At 60.8% G+C, this 19,485-nt stretch carries 17 protein-coding genes and 2 pseudogenes; 9 read left to right on the top strand and 10 right to left on the bottom strand.

All coding sequences use genetic code 11. The annotated features are described in order from the left end of the window. Nucleotides 1–33: 33 nt before the first annotated feature. On the bottom strand, nucleotides 34–1,530 hold the full coding sequence (locus QEN71_RS43240) for a sensor domain-containing diguanylate cyclase (RefSeq protein WP_201659303.1): 1,497 nt from the start codon (nucleotides 1,528–1,530) through the stop codon (nucleotides 34–36). Between the two features lie 310 nt (nucleotides 1,531–1,840). Between QEN71_RS43240 and QEN71_RS43235 the strand changes: the two genes are divergently transcribed. From QEN71_RS43235 to QEN71_RS43225, 3 genes are all read left to right on the top strand, one after another. After that, nucleotides 1,841–2,680 carry a response regulator gene (locus QEN71_RS43235; RefSeq protein ID WP_201659305.1) on the top strand — a complete coding sequence of 280 codons (840 nt, stop codon included), beginning with the start codon at nucleotides 1,841–1,843 and terminating at the stop codon, nucleotides 2,678–2,680. A 144-nt stretch (nucleotides 2,681–2,824) separates the two neighbouring features. Continuing rightward, complete coding sequence (locus QEN71_RS43230) at nucleotides 2,825–3,703, top strand: PDC sensor domain-containing protein (protein WP_233472101.1); 879 nt, start codon at nucleotides 2,825–2,827, stop codon at nucleotides 3,701–3,703. Further along, the gene (locus QEN71_RS43225) at nucleotides 3,704–5,002 is read left to right on the top strand and encodes an ATP-binding protein (protein WP_233472102.1); all 1,299 of its coding nucleotides are present in this window, start codon (nucleotides 3,704–3,706) and stop codon (nucleotides 5,000–5,002) included. A gap of 205 nt (nucleotides 5,003–5,207) precedes the next feature. On the opposite strand, the gene QEN71_RS43220 is transcribed toward QEN71_RS43225, so the two are convergent. Continuing rightward, nucleotides 5,208–7,205: a hybrid sensor histidine kinase/response regulator gene (locus QEN71_RS43220; RefSeq protein WP_201659308.1), complete on the bottom strand. Its 1,998-nt coding sequence runs from the start codon at nucleotides 7,203–7,205 to the stop codon at nucleotides 5,208–5,210. Beyond that, the gene (locus tag QEN71_RS43215) at nucleotides 7,202–7,666 is read right to left on the bottom strand and encodes an NUDIX domain-containing protein (RefSeq protein WP_201659309.1); all 465 of its coding nucleotides are present in this window, start codon (nucleotides 7,664–7,666) and stop codon (nucleotides 7,202–7,204) included. Before QEN71_RS43215 ends, QEN71_RS43220 begins: the two co-directional genes overlap by 4 nt. A gap of 128 nt (nucleotides 7,667–7,794) precedes the next feature. On the opposite strand from QEN71_RS43215, the gene QEN71_RS43210 reads away from it, so the two are divergent. Together QEN71_RS43210 and QEN71_RS43205 are read left to right on the top strand one after the other, a co-directional pair. Then, a complete protein-coding gene (locus QEN71_RS43210) occupies nucleotides 7,795–8,337 on the top strand; it encodes a low affinity iron permease family protein (RefSeq protein ID WP_201659413.1) in 543 nt (180 codons plus the stop codon). 228 nt (nucleotides 8,338–8,565) lie between these two features. Continuing rightward, nucleotides 8,566–9,696, top strand: a pseudogene (locus tag QEN71_RS43205) (hypothetical protein); the annotation flags it as partial. 652 nt (nucleotides 9,697–10,348) lie between these two features. Here the strand turns inward: QEN71_RS43205 and QEN71_RS43200 are convergent. After that, nucleotides 10,349–10,567 carry a hypothetical protein gene (locus QEN71_RS43200; protein ID WP_201659311.1) on the bottom strand — a complete coding sequence of 73 codons (219 nt, stop codon included), beginning with the start codon at nucleotides 10,565–10,567 and terminating at the stop codon, nucleotides 10,349–10,351. A 192-nt stretch (nucleotides 10,568–10,759) separates the two neighbouring features. On the opposite strand from QEN71_RS43200, the gene QEN71_RS43195 reads away from it, so the two are divergent. After that, nucleotides 10,760–11,056 carry a hypothetical protein gene (locus tag QEN71_RS43195; RefSeq protein ID WP_201659313.1) on the top strand — a complete coding sequence of 99 codons (297 nt, stop codon included), beginning with the start codon at nucleotides 10,760–10,762 and terminating at the stop codon, nucleotides 11,054–11,056. 102 nt (nucleotides 11,057–11,158) lie between these two features. Here the strand turns inward: QEN71_RS43195 and QEN71_RS43190 are convergent, their stop codons facing one another. Then, nucleotides 11,159–11,401, bottom strand: coding sequence for a hypothetical protein (locus QEN71_RS43190; protein WP_201659315.1), 243 nt, complete (start codon nucleotides 11,399–11,401; stop codon nucleotides 11,159–11,161). A 38-nt stretch (nucleotides 11,402–11,439) separates the two neighbouring features. Between QEN71_RS43190 and QEN71_RS43185 the strand changes: the two are divergent. From QEN71_RS43185 to QEN71_RS43175, 3 genes and pseudogenes are all read left to right on the top strand, one after another. Next, a pseudogene (locus QEN71_RS43185) lies at nucleotides 11,440–11,682 on the top strand (DUF1643 domain-containing protein); the annotation flags it as partial. Nucleotides 11,683–12,395: 713 nt separating this feature from the next. Beyond that, the gene (locus QEN71_RS43180; protein WP_201659419.1) at nucleotides 12,396–12,674 is read left to right on the top strand and encodes a helix-turn-helix domain-containing protein; all 279 of its coding nucleotides are present in this window, start codon (nucleotides 12,396–12,398) and stop codon (nucleotides 12,672–12,674) included. A gap of 9 nt (nucleotides 12,675–12,683) precedes the next feature. Continuing rightward, nucleotides 12,684–14,723: a hybrid sensor histidine kinase/response regulator gene (locus QEN71_RS43175; RefSeq protein ID WP_201659317.1), complete on the top strand. Its 2,040-nt coding sequence runs from the start codon at nucleotides 12,684–12,686 to the stop codon at nucleotides 14,721–14,723. A gap of 428 nt (nucleotides 14,724–15,151) precedes the next feature. Here the strand turns inward: QEN71_RS43175 and QEN71_RS43170 are convergent, their stop codons facing one another. The 5 genes from QEN71_RS43170 to QEN71_RS43150 are packed head-to-tail and all read right to left on the bottom strand — an operon-like array spanning nucleotide 15,152 to nucleotide 19,463. Continuing rightward, complete coding sequence (locus QEN71_RS43170; protein WP_201659320.1) at nucleotides 15,152–15,493, bottom strand: cytochrome C oxidase subunit IV family protein; 342 nt, start codon at nucleotides 15,491–15,493, stop codon at nucleotides 15,152–15,154. Further along, nucleotides 15,490–16,131 carry a cytochrome c oxidase subunit 3 gene (locus QEN71_RS43165; RefSeq protein WP_201659323.1) on the bottom strand — a complete coding sequence of 214 codons (642 nt, stop codon included), beginning with the start codon at nucleotides 16,129–16,131 and terminating at the stop codon, nucleotides 15,490–15,492. The genes QEN71_RS43170 and QEN71_RS43165 overlap by 4 nt, the downstream gene beginning before the upstream one ends. Then, on the bottom strand, nucleotides 16,128–17,750 hold the full coding sequence (ctaD, locus tag QEN71_RS43160) for a cytochrome c oxidase subunit I (protein ID WP_201659326.1): 1,623 nt from the start codon (nucleotides 17,748–17,750) through the stop codon (nucleotides 16,128–16,130). The genes QEN71_RS43165 and ctaD overlap by 4 nt, the downstream gene beginning before the upstream one ends. Next, complete coding sequence (gene coxB, locus QEN71_RS43155) at nucleotides 17,731–18,681, bottom strand: cytochrome c oxidase subunit II (protein WP_201659329.1); 951 nt, start codon at nucleotides 18,679–18,681, stop codon at nucleotides 17,731–17,733. Before coxB ends, ctaD begins: the two co-directional genes overlap by 20 nt. Further along, entirely contained in the window at nucleotides 18,678–19,463 is a 786-nt protein-coding gene (locus tag QEN71_RS43150; RefSeq protein ID WP_201659333.1) for an SCO family protein, read from the bottom strand. Before QEN71_RS43150 ends, coxB begins: the two co-directional genes overlap by 4 nt. Nucleotides 19,464–19,485: the final 22 nt, after the last annotated feature.

Genomic DNA, 19,485 nt, shown 5'->3' with positions numbered 1-19,485 from the left:
TTCGCGGCTCGGGACAAAGCTCTGCCCGGTCGACTAGCCTTGCGCGACCGCCACGCGGTTTCGCCCCCGTGCCTTCGCGTTGTATAACGCCTCGTCAGCGGCCTTGATGACGCTGGTCGCGTCCGTACCGTCATCAGGTGTGCAACTCGCCGAGCCGATGCTAGCGGTCACCCGCCCGTACTCGCTGCCCGCGTGTTCGATGGCCATCTGGCTGATCGCACGCCTGATCTCCTCCGCAATCTTGCAGGCGCCCTCGGCAGGGGTGTCGGGCAGAACAACGACAAACTCCTCGCCCCCATAGCGGGCCGCCGTGTCGGCCGGACGCCGGATGTGATCGCCAATACAGCGCGCGACGGCGGCCAGCGCCTCGTCTCCCGCCTGATGACCGTAGGTGTCGTTGTATGCCTTGAAGCGGTCGATGTCGACGAAAAGCAGCGACAGCGCGCGGCGCGTACGTCTGGCACGTCGCCACTCCCGCTCGAGGACTTCTCCGAGCGTACGCCTGTTACTCAGCCCCGTCAGGCTGTCAGTTCGCGGAAGCAGTTCGAGTTCCGCTTCCGCGCGCACCCGCCGCCGAAGCTGCGTCGCGAGGATCAACGACAGCGCGATGAAACTTGCGGCAAACGCGCCCATCAGCGTGCCGATGGTCAATGCGCGTCGCCGCCACGCGGCATAGATATCTGGCTCGGCTTGCGCGACCATCATGATGAGCGGCAGCTCCGGAAAGTTCCGGAAGTAATAGAAGCGCTGCACACCATCGATGAACGACGTATCAAAGAAACTGCCCTCTGCAGCGGTGCCGAATCGCTTGAACGTGCTCGCCGTGCTGATGTCCCGTCCGATGATCTTCGGGTCGAAGGGCTGGCGCATGACCATTGTGCCGTTGCGCGCAATCAGCGAGATGGCGCCGCCAGAGCCAAGCGAAAGGCCCGCAAACAGCTCGTGGAAATACTGAAGGTTGATGGCCATGAGCACGATCCCGGCGAACGAGCCATCCTTGTGGGATAGCCGTCGGCTCAATGCGATGCTTGGCGATCCGCTACGCAGCCGGGAGCGGAACGGCGCGCTGATATATAGGCCCATGTCCGGGTGGTCACGCTGGATCGTGAAGTAATCCCGGTCGGCAAAGTTACCCTTGCGCGGCAACTCGCTCGCCGCATCCATCACGACGTCGCCGGCCGCATCGAGCACGAGGATAGAGCCCAGGTATTTGGCCGTGGCCGCGCGATCGAACAGGATCGACGATCTCAGCGCACGGGGCAATGCCATCACCTCAGGCTTGCCAAGTCCTTCGACCACGGCGTCCAGCGAGAGCGCGTACAGCTCGAAATTGCGCTCAATATCGCGCTCGGCGATTAGCGCGACGTTGCGCGACGTGTCCCGCGCCCGCTCGAGCGCGTCCTGCCGGCTTTGGTACAGCACGACGGCGAACAGTGAAGCCATGACCAGCGTTATCGCACAGCAGCCGAACAAAACGGCACGCGGGCCGGAAAGCCAGTGCAGCGGAGGAGTTCGATTAAATGAGCGCATTTTTTTCTTCGTTGTCCGCGCGCCCGCGCCGGCACTGGCGCGAGCGGCGGACAACTGTGTGTCAGCAAAACGGGCCGCCCTCGTCAGGCGGCAGCCGGGTTCACATGAGACAGCCGCACGGGTCAGGCCACGTCATGACGCCTTGCCGCCGCCTCAAACACGTTTCTCGCCCCGAAGGGGAGGCGATGTCATCCATCAAAATGTTTCATGCCGCCGGAGGCAACCGATACAGGGTTACACCGGCTTGCCGTGACAGTCCAAAAAATTTTCAAATAGATGCGTAACGCATGGCAGCGTTCCATGTACGACCATGTCCAGCCTTTCCCCCACAATCCTGATCATCGACGACGCCACATCCGTGCGCATCATCGCCGACATCCTGAACGGATACGACCGGCGGTTCGCTACCACGGGAGAAATGGGTTTGTTGATGATCAACTCATCTCCGCCTGACATTGTCCTCGCCGACGCGAGCATGCCGGGCATGACAGGATTCGACCTTTGTGAAGCTGTCAAAGGCAACCCAGCGACCTCAGACGTCCCCGTTGTACTGGTCAGCGCATACGACGCACCGCGGCTCATCGAGGACGCTCTGCTGCTCGGAGCTTCCGATTACCTGACCAAACCGCTGGACGCGCGCCATCTGATCGCTTGTGTTCGAGCGCAGCTACGGCGTCGGCGCGCGCTGGCGGCCGTTGCGTCGCAGCCCATCGCGGACAGTGCGAGATTATATCGGGCCCCCAGCGCACTTCTAGTCGCACGCGACACATTCTGGGCAGAAAACGTTGCTTCGCTGCTTCAGGGGGTGTGCGCCGTAACGACTGCCCGCAACGAAGGTGAGGCCATCAGAGCGGCCTGCGCAACTGCGCCCGTCGTGGCGATGGTGGACATGTCGGACCCGCGTCTGGACGGGCGGGCCATTTGCCGGGCCCTCAGGGCCACCGCTTCCGGACAGACGCTCTATGTCATGTGTCTCGTCGAGCTGAAGACGTTTCAATGCGGCGTCGCCGCGATGATGGCGGGGATCGCGGACGCCATGAGCGTGGAGCACGCTCTGCTTCGTGCGCGCGTCGGCGCGGTGATCAGAGAAACACAAGGCTTCGCGCAAAGGGCCCGCAACGCCGTGCGACCACGCGCACCGCGGCGATAGTTCCCGGCAACAAGCCGCGCCCGCTGCGCCTCTTACGGCCACGAGAACCTCGGGTACGATAAATGCTGTCCCGCTGCAGTCTGGGGTAGACGACTTCAGTGCACCCGTGGCCTGACCGCTACCCACGTCAGTGGATTTCCGAGCATGACCAGTCGCCATCCCGTCTCCACGTCCGACGTGCGAATCGCCGGGCTGGCGGACCAGTTACCGCCGCCATCGCGTGATTTTGCCGCCACGCGCAAGATCCTGCTCGTGCTGCTCGCCATTTCCGTGTTAGTCCCCGTCCTCTGCCTGGGCGGGTATGGCGACTACGACTACCAGCGGCGTTACCAGGACGCCATTACCAGCAGCGACCGCACCGCCCGCATAGCCGAGGAGCAGGCTCTCAAGGTCATGGACCTTAATGCCGAACTCGTCTCGCGCGTGAGCGATCTGCTCGGCGACAGGACCGACGGCCAGGTCCTCGCCGAGCAGGCCGAAATCCACCAGAAGCTCAATGCTATTGCTGGCGACGTTCCACAGGTTGCAGCCATTTCTGCTTTCGGCGCGTCGGGCGATCTGCTCGTGAGCAGCCGCTTCTTCCCTGTGCCCCGCCTCAACGTGGGCCGACGTGACGACTTTCTGCTCACCGAACGATACCGACCGGAACCATACATCTCCCTGCCGATGCCCGCGGCCATCTCTGGCATGGGTGTGTTCAACATGGCCAAGGCGCGCGTCGCGGCCAACGGCTCGTTTCTGGGCACGGTGTCGATCGCGCTGAAGCGCGACTATCTGTCAGCTTTTTACGAGAGGCTCACGCAGGAAGACGACGACGAGGCGTTTATCGGGCTATACCGGCGCGACGGCGCCCTGCTTGCCAGTTATCCCGCTTCGGGCATGGCATCGCCTGAATTGACCTCCCAGTCACTGACAGCAGGGTTCGCCCGGAATGAAGCGGCAGGACATGTCAATACGGCGCGGTTCCCCGATCACCAGCGGCGCTTTGCCAGCTACCGGCGCGTCGGGGATTATCGGCTCTAAGTGGCAGCCGGTTTTCCCGTCGGTCAGATCCTGTACGGCTGGCTGCGCCACTTCTCTTTGATAGCGGCGCTGGTGAGCGTACCTTGTGCCGCAATCTGGGCACTGCTGGGATTCTCGCTGCGGCAACTCTCGACGGAGGAACGTGCCCGGCAGAAATGGCGTAGCGAGACGGTGAGGCGACTGAAGGTGGAAGCATCGGGTCGCCACCTTCAAAGAATGGGGGCGCTGGGTAATCTGGTGGCGAACGTTGCCCACGAGTTCAACAATCACCTCATGGCGGTGAAGTCCAACCTTGACCTCGCGACGCGCAAAGGGTTTCACGACGTCGGAGCCGAAGTTAAAGCCGTCGCGCGCACGACACGCAGTGTCGAAGCGCTCGTGCGCACACTGATGGGCGCCACCAGAAAACATCCGTTAAAAGCAACCCATGTCGACCTGAAAACGACTCTCCCCGCTCTTCATCCCATCATCCGGGCCACCATCGGCGATGCAGTCGCGGTGAGCATCGAGGTGACACCGGACATCTGGTCCGTCAGGTGCGATCCTTCGGAGCTCGAGCTTGCGATGATCAACCTGGCACTCAACGCACGCGATGCGATGCCGCGCGGGGGAAGGTTCCTGATCCGGGCACACAACGTCCAGGTCGCTTCCGAAGTGGTCGGGGTGACGGCTGGCGACTACGTGCTTGTCACGGCATCCGACGAAGGCGTAGGGATGTCTCCCGAGATCGCCGATCGGGCGTTTGAACCGCTGTTCACGACGAAGAGCAACAGCACCGCGGTTGGACTCGGTCTGACCCAGATACTGACATTTTGCGAACTCAGTGGTGGCGCAGCGAAAATAACAAGTTCGCCGGGCACGGGTACAACGATACGCATGTATCTGCCGAAGTCCGCCGTCAGTGCAGGGCCGGCTGCCGATTCCGTTCGGCCCGCGCCTCCGGTCACGGACGCTGTCGCAGGGCCGGTATTGCTCGTTGAAGACAATCATGAGGTGGCCGCCGGTCTGACGGCGGTGCTCGAAATGATGGGTCACAATGTGATACATATGGAAAACGCAGACGATGCGCGGGAGGCGATGATCTCCGGTGAGTGCTACAAGATAGTGCTGTCGGACGTCCAGATGCCCGGGAAAATGAACGGCATCGATCTCGTCGAATGGATGAAGTCAAACCGTCCACGCCAGGTGGTAGCGCTGATGACGGGCTACGCCGACGAACTCGAGCGTGCACGCAGTACGGGGGTCCCAATTTTCGCGAAGCCCTTCGATGCAGAAGAGCTCACAGCGCTTATGTCCTGACCTCTGGAACATCCTTCTCCCTTGCGAGCAAGGTGCAGAGAGGCCGCACCACAATGCCAGGCCGCTGTTCAGCGTTCGGGATCGCCCGCTCGACATATCCGTCATGCAGCATCCTGCGGGCCGCCACCAGGCCGGTTCGTTCGGCAGCATTGCGGGGCGGTCGCCGGCGGCATGCCCGCGACTATCGACACGGGCGGTACGGTACTCAACCACGGGCGAGTATTCGCATGATCTCTTCAAGGCGCGCCGGCTTCACGACATGATGGTCAAAACCGGCGTCGCGCGTGCGCTGCCGGTCCTCGGGCTGGCCGTATCCCGTCAATGCCACAAGCGTGATCTCGCGCCCCGTGTCTTGCTGCCGCAGCTGCTGTGCGACTTCAAAGCCGCTCATATCCGGCAACGCCAGATCGAGAAACACGACCATCGGGTGGAATTCGCGCGCGACGCGCAGTGCCTGCGCGCCGCTGCCTGCCGTGCGTACCTCGTGATCGTCCAGCACTTTCGCAAGGGAAAGCGCCGCGTCTTCATTGTCGTCGACGATCAGGACCCGCCGCGCTTCGACAGGAACTGCCGCGCTAACGATCTCGCTTTTTTCCTTGATATCCGGCGCGTCCGATAGCGGCAGGCACAGGGTGAACTGGCTGCCGCGGCCGTGACCCTGGCTTGAGGCGCTAATGGTGCCGCCATGCATTTCAACCAGCGACTTCGCGACGGAAAGACCTATTCCGAGGCCCGCCTTCCTCGCTGCCGCGCTCTCTACGGCCTGCTCAAAAAGCCTGAAAAGAGAGGGAATCAGCTCGGGCTCCATGCCGATGCCGTCATCCTCCACGGTGATCGTTACCGTTGCGCCGGTCTCTGCGGCGGCCAGCCGTATATGCCCGCCGTCAGCCGTGTACTTGACGGCATTGTCCAGGAGATTGGACAGGACCTGCGTGACGCGTGTGATGTCTCCATAGACAAAGAGCGATGAGCCGTGGACTCCCGTGACGTCGAGCCTGTGTCCGCGCTGCGCCGCAGCCGGCGCGTTCATCTCGATCGCCCGGTCAACCGCCGTCTGCACATCGAACACTTCCTTGCGCAGCGCGATCTTGCCCGCCGTGATACGCGAAACATCGAGCAGATCGTCAATCAGGTGAGCCAGATGTCTGCCATGGCGATCGATCACCCCCTGCAGCCACCGCAGCTCGTGCGGCGAGGCGTCCGAACGCCGCAGCAGATGCGCGGCGTTGAGTATCGGCGCGAGAGGGTTACGCAGCTCGTGCGCGAGCGTTGCGAGAAACACATCCTTACGACGGTCCGCCGTTCTCGCTGCTTCCTCGTCGCTAACCCGCTGCGTCACATCCGCAAGTGTTCCGACAAGGACCGAACGCGTCCCGTCGATTCCCGGTACCAGGCGTCCCCACGCCTCGAGCACCCGGGTCTTGCCGTCGCAAACCCTCCGGATCCTGAATTGCGCGTGGAAATCCTTTGACGAAGCGATCGAAGCCTCGAGCTGTTCTTGCAACTTCGGCGCGTCGTCCGGGTGGACGATCTGCGCGATAAACTCGCCGGCGCTGAGCGCCCCGTTTTCGACCGCTTGTCCCGTGAGCGCATACATCCGCTCGTTTTCCCAGACTGCCGCGTCCGTGTCGGGTTCCCACTCAAAAATGCCAAGTCCCGCCGCCTCGGCCGCCATACGCAATCGCTCGTCGCTCCTGTGCTGGCGCGCCAAAGCGACGTCACGTTTTGCGAGCGCTTCCGTCACCCGCCGGTCCTGCTGCGACTGAAACTGGCCGATTGCCCCGCGAATCGCCTCGCCAAAGAACTGCTCGATCATCTCGTGGGTGGCCGTCTGACCTTCGCGCGAAGGTGCCGATGCGAAATACTCGCGCACGCATGCGTGAACGCACCGCTGCAGCAGATACAGCTCAAGGTAGAGTTCGTCCAGCGCAAAGCCCTGCCGCCAGCGCTCGTTCGCATGCGCGCGGGCGTCGTGCGCGGCGCGCATGGCAACCTCGTCATCCCCGCGGGCGCCGCCCAGCAGTGCACACAGTTCGGCGAACAGACCCGGCAGCTGGTTGATAAGCCCCGCCACCGCTTCGCGGGTGTCAGGGCAAACCTGCATCTGCTGCCGCACCGCCCTCAGCCATCGCCGGGTCAACAGGCCCCTCCGCGCCAGCAGATAGTCCGCCACCCGGCCCGCGACGCGCCCCTCGCCGTTCATTGCGATTCCATCTCGTCAGCGCCGCCCGCCGTCGCACGGTCGGTCCGCCTGTTCGCGTGCTCCGGCAGTGCGCCATGTGTGCCGGGTGAGCGCGCGTGCCCCCGGCATTGCGTCAGCGCGAGCTGCAGAATAGCCCGCGTCGGCACGCTCAGGAGCAGACTGTCGGTCTCGAAAACCTCAAACCACCGGCAGGCCCGTATTTCGTTTTGCGCCCGTGCATTCGCCGTCCCATCCAGTTCGGTCAGAAAAACGCGATGGCGTTTGCTCAAACCGCCAAACTGCCAGAGGTACGTCATCCGGCTGACCTCAAGGGATGTTTCCTCGCCGAGTTCGCGGTGGGCGCATTGCAATGCCGTCTCGCCCGTGCGGATTGTCCCGCCCGGCAGCGCCCACCTGAAGCGCCGACGTACGAGCAGCACCTGGCCTTCCCTCCTGCAAATGACAGTTGCCCGGTCTTTCATTTTCTCTCCCCTTCCCATAGGGCGTCGCCGCAATGTCGGTCACCCGCCTGCCGCATAAAGTTATCATCATCGGAGACGCCAGAATGAGCATGACCAGAAGCAAGCAACGGGGACAGGGAACGCAGCCGATGGGCAGTGTGCCCGACACATCCAGTCCCGCCTTCGCCGAACGAAGCCCCGTTTCCCGCGCCTTCGATACCTTTGCCGCAACCTTTACGCGCTGGGCCGGATCGCCCTATGCGTTCGGACTGGCATCGCTGTCCATCGCGGTGTGGCTGATTTGCGGACCGGTTTTCCATTTCTCCGAAGATTGGCAGCTTGTCGTCAACACTGGCACGACCGTGGTTACCTTTCTCATGGTTTTCCTGATCCAGCAAAGCCAGAACAAGGATTCCGTCGCAGTGCATCTGAAGCTCAATGAGTTACTGGCGGCACAGAAAAATGCCAGCAACAGGCTCATCGGCATCGAGGACGCGTCAGAGGACGACCTTCGCCGCGTCGCCAATGCCTATATGGAACTTGCCGAGACGGCAGCGAGACGTCACGCTGACGATCCGGACCTTGCGCATTCCATCGAAGTTGCACGGCGCCACGTTGGGGATGGACCGTCACGCACAGCGAAAACCCGCCACCGAGATTATGGTTCGGCGCGGGACGCCGACGAGAAGTAAACCGTCCGACTCGCCATCTGCCGGCGCACGACTGCCCGGAATCAGAAAGAATACCTCACGTCGTGATAGGAGTGTTCGGCGCCCGTTGCGGATGAACACGTACATGGTCAACTGTCCGGCTTGTGCAACAGATGTCCGAAAACCGTGCCTCACGGCGAGCAGCGGTTGCCGTGCCGCCGCCGGCGACGACAGCGGAGCGGTGCCGACGGTCGCACCCGAGGCGAGGCGGGCGAGCGGTTCACGCCCGAGACAGCCTTCCACATGGAAACTACACTTGGGTTACCGCAAGGCTTTTTCGACGACCCTAATCCTGCGCTCGCGGACGAGATCATCACCCGGCTGAAATCACCGCTCGACTTTGTCCAGACCGATGAAGGATTCGACGCAGAGTCCGAAGCACATGAACTGGCCCCTACCAGCACCGTCGACCGGCAACCCGTTCCTGAAGACAGTCTGTCCGAGGAAGCGCAAATGACAAAGAAAGTAGCTGGCGGTTCGCCCAGAGCCGTCAAGAATAATCGAAGCGACTTGCCTGAAAAGCCAAAACCTCGTACGCCGCTCAAAGCTTCGCGTTCGACAAACGGGGCGTCTGCTGAAACGCCCCAACAGCAACCGCTGGCATTGAGCGACAGCGCCGACGTGGAGAACATCCGGCGCGCTAACCTCCGCCTTCTCACGAGTCGCAACGGATCGAAAGTAAGGCTCGGCGTGGTCATGGAGATGAGTGGTTTTAACATCGCCGATCGGCTAAACGGTAAGAAGCGAATGGACGGTGTCGAAGCAAACCGGTTCACGGAGCGACTCGGATTGCCCGTCGGCTGGTTAGACAGTCCCCGCACGGAAGCCGAGATTCCAGAGCCAGTGTCGCGCATGCTTGCGCCTGCTCCGCGCGGTCGTGCATCAGCTCAACAATATGAGTCGCCTGCGCCGGCAACGGGGAAAGCCGCCGATGGGAAGAAGCGGGCGCGGCGCGATCGTGCGACCGCCCGGGATGCATTGAAAAGCCCCGCACCTGTTTCGATGGACGCCACGGAAGACAGGGAGACGATCGTCGTCAGCCCGCGAGTTGATGTCAATGATTCACCCGCCGACCTCGCCAACCGTTCATCCGAAGGAAATGATGAAGCGGTCCCGGCAGCCACCTCAGCGCCCTCCGGGTCGATGCCGGAATCGTCGCCCGCCTCCGCGCACGCAGGTCCGGCTCCCCTCGCCTTCGCTACCGTGACCAGCCTGGACAATCTCCACGGGATTGCACCGATAGCGGAAGCCTTGATCAAGACGCTGGCGGGTAAGGCACGCACGGGTCGACTGGACGAAATGAAAGCCCTGGAACTTCTACAGCAGGCGGTCTTGTTGTAGATTGCTGGCGGCGTCGATCGACCGATCCACCGTCAGAGCCAGGCGTCTGAATTGAAGCCGGATTGCAGGAGCCCCAGCCCCTTCGCTACCGTAAAGGCTGGACAATCTCCACGGTATTGCACCGATAACAGAAGCATTGATCAAGACGCTGGCGGGTAAGGCGCGCGCGGGTCGACTGGACGAACTGAAAGCGCTGGAACTTCTACAGCAAGCGGTCTCGTTGTAAGTCGTCGCCGGCGACGATCGACCAATTCGTCGTGAGCGTCAGGTCGTCCGGGTTTGCGCCGGTTTGCATGAGGTCGCCAGTGAGATGGGTAACGGTAGTCACCGTGACTCGCGAATCTGCACCACCATCCGACGATGCAGCCGCGGACGCCTGGACCGGTGTCTATTGCCGGCGGGACTTTGGAGCCGTCCGCGTGCGTGGGACGCAATCGGCTCGACGTTTGCCTCCTTTGTTGTGTGTCTCTAAAAGTCGCCGACGGTTTCTATGTCAGGTGCAGGCGTTCGCCCTGCTGCCCTTTCTCTGCCAAGCGAACAGACTGATTATCGGTCGTCTCTGTCAACACCCTTTCCGCGCTTCCGCTATTGGGAAAAGGCGCTCGGCCACGTTCATCTCCATATTGGTTTTCTAGTAATCGCAGCGCGTGGCCTAAGCGCCGTTATGGTCGCACCACTGGATCGCCCAACGCTGCGCCGCTTCGATAGCGTCCGCGTCGGAGGGGTAATCGCCGAGATCCCCCGAATACTTCACTTCTATGGCTTCGCCGCCTGCCGGGTCGCGTCGAAAAATCTTCGCGCGGGCGTAGTAACGACCACCTTCATCGAGAGGCGACGTGTCGATATGGAAACCCTTGTAGTCGAACTGCATGGTCGTCTCCGTAGAGCTGCTTTATTCATCGTCGCGCTGGACAAGCTGCGGGCTTCCCGTCGCGTACGGACCGACGTTCATCGGCTTATTTCGGTAGTCACAGTCGCGACAAATGAAAATAATCCGCTTTCGTCGGTTTGGACTTCGACCTGATCGAACGAGAAACGTGCGTTGCAGTTTTGGCAAGTCCACATGGCTATTTCCGATTTGCGCCGCCTGCGCGGTTGCCTGGGCTCCGAGGGTCGGCGCGGCAATTCAGGATTCTTGTTCTTTAAGCAGCTTGTTAGCATGGGCGCGCGCTCCAGCTCAATGTTGCCCAGCGTTCAGCAGCACCCAAACCTGTTTTTGCGGCTCGCCTTTGAGGATACGCGCGAAGGCGGCACCGCATCGCGTACAGGTGTAGTGCTGCTCAACCGGGGCGTTTCTCACTGCGCGGGCGACGATCAGAGACAACGTATCTGCGGATCGACCGTCGACGGCTGTCCGTAAAGGTCAGCGCAGGGCACGCAAGGTTGAATCCAAAGTTCCACGTCGGGACTCCCCGCTCTTTCAACAGTTAAGGAAACTCGCGGAGTTGAGCAGCAGATCGAATCAGGCTGTTCGCGAGAGGTGCTGGTCTATGTCGAACTCGAAAAGCACCTGCGAGACAGCGGTTCCAACGACCGCTCTTGCCTCGATGGTATCGGGTTCCAAACTATATCCGCTTGCGGTCGCGCCGTTGTTTCCCTCTGGATAGAGAGACACACGCATCCCGGTTTCATATCCACCGATGTTCGGCAACCGCTTATTCACTGCGGCAATAAACTCTTCTGGCGGGATCATGAGTTTCGACATGGCTGCGGTCTCCCGGACGTTTTGCGAGGAATCCTAGTATGAGTGCCGTCATCAGCCCTTGTGGCACATATCGCTATTTATTGACACGCGCGGCAGAGTCGCTCTCGCCCATGAAATCGACCGCCTTGTTCGCGATGCTGAATCCGAGCACAGCGGACGCGACGCTCGACGACCCGACGATCCGGCGCTGCCGGGAGTTCGCGAAGCTCTGGGACTGCGACGGCCTCGCCGTGGCGAACCTGTACGCGCTGCGCACTGCCGACACCGCTAATTTGCTCGCGGTCTCTGTGCTTGCCGAAGGCACAATGCTCATTCTGCGGCCCGGGGAAACGATGGCAGTTCGCAACCGGCCTGCTGAAGGTTGACGGACGTGCATGCAGCGGCACCATTCGAGACGACTGTTCACGTGTTACCCGACGGGAGAGACGCTCCTCGTGCCTGAGGCATCGATGACGTCCCACAGCGGCGTGCCCTGCCGCAACCAGGAAGGCAACGATCATCACGACAAGCGAACCCTGGGCGATTCGAACGATAAGGGACGTGGCGGCTGATCCGCGCTGCGCAGCACCGTAGTGACACGGGCGGACGCAACAGCACGCGGATCGCGATCCGTCCAGCATAAATTGCCGGGCTCAATGGTTTTCGTGGAAATAATTGCTACGTCCCCGCCCCGTGATAGGGTAAGTTCTAATGCAGTATCCTGGCTACCACAATTGTTATACGGTGTGTCTTGCGTTACCGTTACCGCTCCAAAAGTTAAAGCAACGATCCCTGACTTTTGGAGCGTGTTTCCCTGCCAGCCGTAGCGTATAGTCGCGCGCGCTGGCAGGGACCTTTTCGCACGCTGATATTTCCGCAGAATCACGTTGCATTTGCAACCAAGTGGTTTGCGCTTCCGATCGAACCACCTGGTGTGGCCGAAGGTCGGCGAGGCGGACAGTTGGCCTGTCCGGGAAGCGACAGCTATAAATCAGCCACGAGAGATTTGAAGAAGATGAATCGATATGCTCAAACGGTCGAGCACCTCGAGCGTAGTAAAGGGGACAGCGGTTTGAGGCGCGCCCTTGCAGCACGCCTCGACACCACCCTCAAGCGAGCCGGCGTCAGTTCGGCTCGTGTTGCCAGATGGCTGGACGTCAGCGAATCCGACGTGTCTTTCTGGCGTCGTGGAATTACGGTGCCTCCGATGCTGGCATTCAAACGTATTGCTGCGTCGCTGAATGTCGATATGCACTGGCTTTGTACCGGGCATACATTCGCGTTCGCGGGCTGAGGCAGATAAATGAAGCGCGACTTTTTCGCCGAGTCGGGGGGCGCCACCGCGCTCAGTGGCCTCGCACGCAGGCTGGCGCGCACACGCGGGCAACTTTTGTGCCGCTGGTTAGCTGCGACATCGGAGCCGCGTGAGCATGTCGATCCTGAGGCGCAGGCGGTGCTCAACGGTTATTTCGCTTGCATGCTTTCAGAAGTGTGCGCCGCCCTGCTGGTCGCCGGGAGCGACGCATCTGTAGCGGTGCCTCTGCCCAATTCCCAGTCCGGCAGGCAGTGGCCTGCAGACTGGCGAGTAGCCGATCTCTTTCGAAACATCGAATCCTTGCAGCGTTGCATGAAGGACGAGATCCGCACCTATTTCGGCCCAGTGGCCGCGACCGTGGATGTCCACATGCTTGCGCATGAGATCGTCGAGCGCACGTTCCGCGCAACTATCCAGAGTTCGATTGAGGTGCAGTCGCAACGGCAGGCAGATCAGGTCGCGGCGGCGCAAGACAGCCTGCATAGGGCGGTCAATGCGCTGAAGGCCACCGAGGAGCGCCTGCGTGTCGCCACCTGTGCGGCCGGCATCGGCATATTCGAGTGGTGTGGTGCCGCGCGAAAAGGCGTCTGGGAAAACCGCCAGATGTATGAGATCACGGGACAGCCGGAAGCACGCGGCCCACTGTCCGAAACCGAGTTCATGACCTCGGTCGTGCATCCTGCTGACGTCGAACTGCTGACATCCCACTTTCAGTCCCGGCTGGTCTCGGGCGAGCCTGTGCATGTCTCGTTCCGGCTGCACCGCGTGAAAGACCGTGCCCTCAGGACCGTCGAAATGTTCGGATACCTCCGTCCGAGCGTTCGCCAGAATGACTACGCGTTCATTGGCAGCCTGTGCGATGTGACAGAGCGCGCCGACACGGAAGCGAAGCTGCGGGACGCGGATCGTCGAAAAGACATCTTTCTGGCAACCCTCGCGCACGAACTGCGCAATCCATTGACGCCTGTGCGTAATGCCGCACATCTGTTGGGACATGGAGCCGGAGCGGATCCTGGCAAACGTGAGTGGTTGCGCGGCGTGATCGAACGGCAGACGCGCCACCTGTCGCACCTGATCGACGACCTGCTCGATGTGTCGCGAATCACTACGGGCAAGATCAAGTTGCGGTACGAAGTCTTCGATATCAGGACTGCGCTGGAACATGCGCTTGAAATTGCGATGCCGGCTGCGCAGCAACGGCATCACGACCTGGTCTGTCTGCAGCTGGATCACCCCGTCTATGTCAATGGCGACCCGGCACGTATCACCCAGACGTTTTCCAATCTGCTAGATAACGCCATCAAATACACCGACGACGGTGGCCGGATCACGGTGAGCGCCACCGTAGTCGGGCCAGAGGTGCGCGTGACCATCGCAGACACGGGCACAGGGATATCGGGCGGAGCGCTTCCGCACGTGTTCGACCTGTTCGTGCAGGGGTCCTTCCACGGCGAGCAATCGAGAGGTGGTCTTGGCATCGGCTTGTCGGTCTGCAAGACTCTGACCGAGATGCACGGCGGAACGATCGCTGCCAGAAGCGAAGGCAGAAACAGCGGCAGTGAATTTGAAATCCGCCTCCCTGTTTGCCCAGGCAGCAACCTGGAGCGCAGCGACGAATCCGAGCTTGGGCAACGCGCGTCTGCGCCGTTGCGAGTGCTGATTGTCGACGACAACGCCGATGCGGCACTGTCGCTCGCGATGATCCTGGATGAACATGAAGTACGAATGGCGCACAGCGGCGAAGATGCACTCGAGATCGCCGCTGTGTTCGATCCGCGAGTGGTCTTCCTCGACCTCGGCCTGCCTGGGATAAGCGGTTACGAGGTTGCCCGTCGCCTGAGGGAGCAAGGAGCGGCCGGCAAGCAGATTGAAATTGTCGCCGTGTCGGGTTACGGGCAACCTGAGGATCTCATCCGATCGTCATTGGCCGGTTGCGACAGTCATCTGGTCAAGCCTGCCGACATCGACCAACTGCTGGCGATCATCGCGCGAATCACCGGCGAATGCGAAGTTGGACAGGACAGTTGACGGGGCGAACCGGCGAGCGCTCGCACAGCTGCAACTGTCGCTGATTGGCAATGCCAACGTCTACTGGTCGTTTTGCGTGTGCAGTTAATGAGCGTAGCCGGTTTATTTCCGGCCGGCATTCTTGCCGAGGAGCAGTTTACCTCCCAGGGGCGCCTTGGCAGTTGCTTAGGAACAAGCATTGCGCATCGCAGAGCATCGGCGCCGGCCTGGCGCTAACTTTGAAAGGTGCACGCAATGCTCTGGTACTGTTTGTCATCCTCGTCGTCGGGGACCGGCAACAGCGACATCTTGAGCGAAAGCAGCCCAAGCTGCTTCCGCCAGGTCGCGCTTCGGTGCCTGCTGACGGCTGGGAGCGCGTTTGCCCGCTCCGACACCGTTCCATCGCGCCAGGTGTTTCGCAGGCCAGGGACTGTGGGTGGATGAGCGTCCTATGACCCGGTCGCTCCCGCGCCTTGCGCCCCCGTCGGCGCTTGCCACGAACTGCCCCGGATAGTTCGCGTGGAATAGTCCGTACCGCTCAAGCCAAACAGCAGAGCCAGCATCAGCAATGCAGTGACTGAGGCGATGCGCAGTATGGGAGAAGCTTGGCGCAAGTTCATGAAAAAGATCGCAACAAGCAGCGCTTTTGCCACGGCAATCAGAAGATTGATCACGCTATTCCACGCGCCCAGCTTCAGATACGAGCTGCCGAACGTGAGGAGCAGCAATGCCACTAGCGCCGCCCATATCTTCACCTCGTCTTTGTACCCATGTCCTTCATTCGAACTCATCCGTTACTCCTGTCGACGAGATACAGCAAGGGATAAAGAAAAATCCACACTATATCGACAAAATGCCAGTAAAGACCCACAACGTCGATGCGCTCAGCTTTTGCGAACTCGCGCTCGACGCGCGAAAGTGCGAGTGCAAAGCCAAGGACCATGACAACGCCAATGATCAGATGTAGAGCATGAAGCCCCGTCATGCCGAAATATAGAAAAAAGAATAATTGCGCGGCGTCGGCGTGGTGTGTTTCGGGGAAAGCGAATCCCGCTGCGGGCACCAGGTGCTCGTGAAATTCTTTCCAATACTCCGTTCCCTTAATGATCAGGAAGACGATGCCCAGCGCCGCCGTGAAAAACAGCATGCGCGCGGCGAGCCGCACAGCGCCGACTTTACGCGCCTGCACGGCGATCGCCATCAGCATGCTGCTCGTGAGCAATACGGCTGTGTTGATTGTGCCGAGCGTGACGTCCGTGTGACGGCTCGCAGCCGCAAAGCCTTCGGGAAAATGCGAGCGTCCGTAGAGATAACCGAAGAAGAGCGGCCCGAAAAACATTACTTCGGTTGCCAGAAAAGTCCACATACCCAGCATCGACGCTTCTTCCTGCTGAGCGGCGGTATTGAACTGTTCGGCGTGATCGGTCATTGCGGCTCCTCTTCTCCCGTTTCGGGATCGTACTGGTATGCGTCTCGCCGAACGACGGGTGTGTGTTCGAAGTTGTGCTTCGGCGGCGGTGAAGAGGTCTGCCACTCGAGGCCGGTGGCACGCCACGGATTAGGGCCCGCACGCTTGCCGTAGAACAGCGACCAGATTAGGTAACAGAACGGCAGTAGGTAGCCGACCGCGAGAATGGAAGCACCGGCCGACGACAGAACGTTCAACACCTGAAACTCCGGTGGATACGCGTGATAACGGCGTGGCATGCCCTCGAAACCGAGCAGATACTGCGGAAAGAAGGTCAGGTTGAAGCCGAAGAAAATGATCAGAGCGGCCACGCGGCCCAATGTTTCGGGGTACATGCGTCCCGTCATCTTTGGCCACCAGAAGTGGACGCCGCCCAGGTAAGCCATCACGGTGCCGCCGACCATGATGTAGTGGAAATGCGCGATGACGTAGTATGTGTCGGTCAAATGCACATCCAGTGCCAGCGAGGCCAGCGTCAACCCCGCAAGGCCGCCGATGGTGAAGAGGCCAACGAAGCCGAGCGCATAGAGCATCGGTGCGGAAAACGTAATGCGGCCTTTATAGAGCGTTGCGGTCCAGTTGAAGACCTTGATTGCCGATGGAATAGCAACCAGAAAAGAAAGCAGCGAGAACACCATGCTCGCGTACATCGACTGGCCCGACACGAACATGTGGTGGCCCCAGACTAGAAAGCCGATCGATGCAATGCCAAGGATCGCATAGGCCATGAAGCGGTAGCCGAACACGCGCTTGCGCGCGAAACACGGAATGATCTCGCTCGCCACGCCCATCGCAGGGAGCACCATGATGTAGACGGCAGGATGCGAATAGAACCAGAAAAGGTGTTGAAAAAGCAGTGGATCGCCGCCCAGTGCCGGATCAAAGATGCCGATGTGCAACAGCCGTTCGGCCGCCAGCAATACGAGCGTCATCGCCAGCACCGGCGTGGCCAGCACGAGGATGATCGAGGTCGCATAATTTGCCCAGACGAACAGCGGAAGGCGAAACCATGCCATGCCCGGCGCGCGCATCGTGTGCACAGTGACAATGAAATTCAGGCCGGTCAGGATGGACGAAAAGCCGACAATGAACACGCCCGCTACAGCGATGATCACGTTGCTGTGCGAGAACATCGTGGAAAACGGCGCATAGAAGGTCCATCCCGTATCCACTCCGCCCGCGTAGAGCGCGCCCAGCGTGAACACTCCGCCGACCACGAAGATGTACCAGCTCAGCAGATTCAGACGCGGGAACGCAAGATCGCGCGCGCCTATCATCATTGGCATCAGAAAGTTGCCCAGCGCGGAAGGAATGGACGGGATCAGGAACATCCACACCATGATCACGCCATGCGCGGTAAACAAGCGGTTATATGTATCGGCGGAAACCAGCAAGCCTTGCGGCGTGACGAGATTCAGCCGCATCAGAGCCGCAGCCGCACCGCCGACGAAGAAAAATCCCGTGATCGAGATCATGTAAAGCCAGCCGATGCGCTTGTGGTCGTGAGTGGTCAGCCACGACTTCAGCGTCGAGCCTTCCAGATAATCCGACAGGTCGGCTTCACTGACTCGCGCGTGCATGATCGCCTCCAGTGGAACGGATATATTCGATGATCGCCAGCAGATCTTCTTCGCTGATCTGTCCGGCGAACGACGGCATGATCGGCTTGTAACCGGCCACGACATCTTTGCGCGGCAGGAGAATGGAATCGCGGATGTATGCTTCGTCGGCAATCAGCGACCGGCCATCCGACAGATGTACGTCGCGCCCGAGCAAGCCATGCAGGTCGGGCGCATGAACAGAGGCCTGCGCCTCATGGCATCCGCTGCAGCCATAGCGCCGGTACAGTTCGAAGCCGCGCGCTGCCATTCCTGGCTGCGTATTGCCGCGCGCCAGCCAGGCGGTGTATTCGCCCGGCTGCATCACGATGATGCGTCCACCCATGGCGGCGTGATCGGTTCCACAGTACTCGGCGCAATGAAGATGGAATTCGCCGGTTTCCGTCGCGATGAACCAGATGGTCGTGTAACGTCCCGGCACCACGTCCTGTTTGATCCGGAACGCGGGCACGTAGAAGCTGTGAATCACATCCTGTGAAGTCATCACGAGACGTACGGGCCTGTTCACCGGCACATGCAATTCGTCGATCTCCCGCTTGCCGTTTGCATGCTCCAGTTTCCACATCCACTGCTTGGCGACCACGAACACCGGCATCGCATCGGGCGGCACGCGATACAGTTGCGTGAAGTCATAGGCCGCCCAAATAAACGTGGCTATGAAAAGCACGAGCGGCGTCACGGTCCAGGCGATTTCAACCGCGCGGGCAGAGGTCGGCGCGTTGCTGCGATCGGCTTTCGATCCCGCGCGATAACGCACCGAAAAGACCACGATCAGGATCGCAATGGCAAGCGCAACAGTGAGCAATACGATTGTCTGTGTGATGAACAGCGCATCGTAGCGACCGCTTGCCGTTGTCGCGCTGTGTGGCAACAGATGGAAAGAAGGATTCATGCTGCGCCCCTTCTTCCTCTCGCAGCACGCCACAGCCAGATGACGAGCGCCGCCAGCACGGTCACAGACAACGCGCGCACGACCGTCATGACCTGCGCGCTGTAACGGCCTGTCACCGGGTCGTAATGCGAGCACAGCAAAAGCAGCTGATCGACGGGAGAGCCGATGCGCTGTGACGAAGCGTCGATCAGCGCGAGCCGGACATCGCGCGGATCGAAGCGAACGCCCATGAAGTAGTGAGAAATGCGGCCATCAGGCGTAGCAATGAGGAAACCGGCGGGATGCATGTATTGCTGCAACTCCCGGTCATACACGTATTCGAACCCGACGCTGTGCGCCAGCGTTTCGACTTGCGGCTTCGCTCCCGTCAACAAAGTCATCTGAACACCCTTGTCGGTAAGCACGGGCGCATAAGACGCCTTTTTTCGGGCGGCTTGCTCGGGCGTCTCCGATGGGTCGATGCTCACGCCCAACACGCGATAGGACTGCGGCGGCAGATCCACGGCTGCCAGGCTCTCGAGCACGCCATCCATCAGCGTGCTGCACAGATTGGGGCAATGGAAATAACCCAGCACCAAGACGACCGGACGCTTGCCAAAGTACGCGCCGAGACGCGTGGGGCGCCCTTTGTCGTCGGTGAATGTGCTGGATAGAGGCAGTGTCGCATTGAGCCGTTGCACGTATCGGGTCTGTGCCGGCGCAGGAACCGCAAGCGCCTGCGCGTGCGCCGGCTGTTCTCGCGACAGGCCGAACGTAAAGGCGACCGCGATGAGCAGCAGCATCCATCGGCACCGCCTGCTTCGA

The sequence above is a fragment of the Paraburkholderia sabiae genome (genome assembly GCF_030412785.1).
Classification (GTDB): domain Bacteria; phylum Pseudomonadota; class Gammaproteobacteria; order Burkholderiales; family Burkholderiaceae; genus Paraburkholderia; species Paraburkholderia sabiae.
This window is presented reverse-complemented; position numbering and strand designations above follow the sequence as displayed.

Coding starts and splice junctions, on each gene's coding strand:
- QEN71_RS43220 (WP_201659308.1), bottom strand. CDS start 7,205: ATGAACGGCGAGGGGCGCGTCGCGGGCCGGGTGGCGGACTATCTGCTG.
- QEN71_RS43190 (WP_201659315.1), bottom strand. CDS start 11,401: ATGTCGAAACTCATGATCCCGCCAGAAGAGTTTATTGCCGCAGTGAAT.
- QEN71_RS43240 (WP_201659303.1), bottom strand. CDS start 1,530: ATGCGCTCATTTAATCGAACTCCTCCGCTGCACTGGCTTTCCGGCCCG.
- QEN71_RS43210 (WP_201659413.1), top strand. CDS start 7,795: ATGGGCAGTGTGCCCGACACATCCAGTCCCGCCTTCGCCGAACGAAGC.
- QEN71_RS43235 (WP_201659305.1), top strand. CDS start 1,841: ATGTCCAGCCTTTCCCCCACAATCCTGATCATCGACGACGCCACATCC.
- QEN71_RS43200 (WP_201659311.1), bottom strand. CDS start 10,567: ATGCAGTTCGACTACAAGGGTTTCCATATCGACACGTCGCCTCTCGAT.
- QEN71_RS43170 (WP_201659320.1), bottom strand. CDS start 15,493: ATGAGTTCGAATGAAGGACATGGGTACAAAGACGAGGTGAAGATATGG.
- QEN71_RS43195 (WP_201659313.1), top strand. CDS start 10,760: ATGGCTATTTCCGATTTGCGCCGCCTGCGCGGTTGCCTGGGCTCCGAG.
- QEN71_RS43230 (WP_233472101.1), top strand. CDS start 2,825: ATGACCAGTCGCCATCCCGTCTCCACGTCCGACGTGCGAATCGCCGGG.
- QEN71_RS43165 (WP_201659323.1), bottom strand. CDS start 16,131: ATGACCGATCACGCCGAACAGTTCAATACCGCCGCTCAGCAGGAAGAA.
- QEN71_RS43150 (WP_201659333.1), bottom strand. CDS start 19,463: ATGCTGCTGCTCATCGCGGTCGCCTTTACGTTCGGCCTGTCGCGAGAA.
- QEN71_RS43175 (WP_201659317.1), top strand. CDS start 12,684: ATGAAGCGCGACTTTTTCGCCGAGTCGGGGGGCGCCACCGCGCTCAGT.
- coxB (WP_201659329.1), bottom strand. CDS start 18,681: ATGAATCCTTCTTTCCATCTGTTGCCACACAGCGCGACAACGGCAAGC.
- QEN71_RS43215 (WP_201659309.1), bottom strand. CDS start 7,666: ATGAAAGACCGGGCAACTGTCATTTGCAGGAGGGAAGGCCAGGTGCTG.
- ctaD (WP_201659326.1), bottom strand. CDS start 17,750: ATGCACGCGCGAGTCAGTGAAGCCGACCTGTCGGATTATCTGGAAGGC.
- QEN71_RS43180 (WP_201659419.1), top strand. CDS start 12,396: ATGAATCGATATGCTCAAACGGTCGAGCACCTCGAGCGTAGTAAAGGG.